This is a genomic window from Halorubrum sp. AD140 (assembly GCF_034497445.1).
GTDB lineage: Archaea > Halobacteriota > Halobacteria > Halobacteriales > Haloferacaceae > Halorubrum.
Map to the genome: position 1 here is coordinate 1 of NZ_JAXRUU010000293.1, position 1,107 is coordinate 1,107.

Genomic DNA, 1,107 nt, shown 5'->3' on the forward strand with positions numbered 1-1,107 from the left:
CCGTGGAAGAACAACTCTCGGTTGAGGCACGCGATCTCCGAAGCGTGCGTCGTGACGACGCCGATGTCGTGTTCGATGAGGATGATCGTGATGCCGTCCCGATTCAGTTCGTGAAGCAGCTCGTAGAACGACTCACGTGATTCAGCATCGACGCCGACGGTCGGCTCGTCGAGCGCGAGCAGGTCCGCCTCGGAGGCGAGCGCGCGGGCGATGAACGCCCGCTGTCGCTGTCCGCCCGAAAGCCGCCCAATGCGGCGGTCCGCGAGGTCGGCGATCTCGACCCGTCGCAACGCGGTCTCGATCGCGTCGCGGTCTTCCTGCGAGAACCGTCGCGTCAGCTTGTGCGGGTATCGGCCCATGCGGACGGCCTCCCTGACGGTTATCGGCATTTCACCGTTAGTGGTCGTCACGTCCTGCGGGACGAATCCGATCCGGTCGCCGTTCCGGGACTCGTGGGCCGGATCGCCGAACAGCGTCACCGAACCCGAGTCGGGACGGCGCAACCCGATCATGAGCTTGAGCAGCGTCGTCTTTCCGGAACCGTTCGGCCCCACGAGACCGAGGAAATCGCCCGCCTCGACGTCGAGGGATACCCGATTGACGACCGGGCGGTCGCCGTACGAGAACGTGACGTCGCTGACTTCGAGCAGGGCCATTACGCGTCGAGTGCGTCTTCCAGGGCCGGAAGGTTTACGTTTTCCATCACCTCGTCGTATCCCCAGTCTTCGTTCTCCCACTCGTCGGTAAGGCCCGGTATCGCCGTCAGGGGAAGCACTTCTTCGGCGTCGGTCTCTTCGACGAGTTGCTCCGCGGCCTGCTGGGACTCGAGCGGATCCGCACATATGTACCGTAGGTCGTGCGTCTCGATGACCTCCTGTGCGCGCTCAATGTCTCTGGTTGTCGGGCGATCATCCGGTGAGACGTTGGTAAGCGCTTCGACGGTCACGTCGTAGCGGTCACCGAAGTACTGCCACGAGTCGTGTCCTGCGACGAGAATGACCCCTTTGGAGGCGCTAGCCATTACTTCCTCAATTTGCTCATGAAGGGCATCGAGCTCAGCCCGGAAGGCGTCGGCGTTCTCTGTGTATGTGTCCTCGTTACCCGAAT

2 protein-coding genes are annotated in these 1,107 nt (G+C 62.8%); both read right to left on the minus strand.

The window, feature by feature from the left end; genetic code table 11:
* On the minus strand, positions 1-656 hold a 656-nt coding region (locus U4E84_RS18295; RefSeq protein ID WP_322533487.1), incomplete at its 3' end, for an ABC transporter ATP-binding protein.
* Positions 656-1,107 (minus strand): metal ABC transporter substrate-binding protein (locus U4E84_RS18300; RefSeq protein ID WP_322533488.1); only part of this gene is annotated, 452 nt, incomplete at its 5' end. The genes U4E84_RS18300 and U4E84_RS18295, both read right to left, overlap by 1 nt.